Below are 847 nucleotides of genomic sequence, written 5' to 3'. Positions count from 1 at the left end.
GCGGTATGGTGTTACCCCTGTTAACAACAGTCGCATCCGGTGCATTGAGGCCGTTGTAGTTACTATCGGCACTGACAGCAGGGGCAGTCACAATCTGATAAGTCTTATCAAAGTCAAATACTCGATCGTCCACACCCGTTATCCTAATCGGCTGCCACTGATTCCAATTAACAGAATTGAAGGTAATCGATGCTGTCGAAATTACTCCCTCTGCCTCATTGCTGCTACGCAAACCAATCGTTACATCCGCAGTAGGTTGGCTGTTGAGTCTGATGGTGAATTGGTCTGTGCCACCTGCTTCTGTAGTTAGTAATCCCGATGCCGGACTAATAACAATGCCAGGACTTCCAAGTATTGGTGCTACATCGTTGTCTTGGTTACTCAGGCTGACATCGGCAACATCTCGGTTGGTGTAATTCGGATCTGTACTAACAGCTCTGTCGGTAATAATCTTGTAGTCAGTATCGCCATCAACTACACTATCTTCCACCCCTGTTACTGTTACTTCTTGCGGCAGATTCCAATTAGCAGAATTGAAGGTAATTGATGCTGTCGAAATTACTCCCTCTGCCTCATTGTTGCTACGCAAATCAATTTTTACATCCGCAGTAGGTTGGCTGTTGAGTCTGATGGTGAATTGGTCTGTGCCACCTGCTTCTGTAGTTACTAATCCCGATACCGGACTAATAATAATGTCAGGAGTTCCCACTGGTGGTGCTACATCGTTGTCTTGGTTACTCAGGCTGACATCGGCAACATCTCGGTTGGTATAATTCGGATCTGTACTAACAGCTCTGTCGGTAATAATCTTGTAGTCAGTATCGCCATCAACTACACTATCTTCCAC

Annotated in this window: 1 pseudogene; it reads right to left on the bottom strand. The window is 45.7% G+C overall.

The features are described from left to right. Positions 1-847: pseudogene (locus QUA38_RS28530) on the bottom strand (calcium-binding protein); the annotation flags it as partial.

This window comes from Microcoleus sp. Pol12B4, from assembly GCF_036701385.1.
In the GTDB taxonomy this organism is placed as follows: domain Bacteria; phylum Cyanobacteriota; class Cyanobacteriia; order Cyanobacteriales; family Microcoleaceae; genus Microcoleus.
Note: the sequence above shows the minus strand (reverse complement) of the source record. Positions and strands in the feature narration are given on the sequence as shown.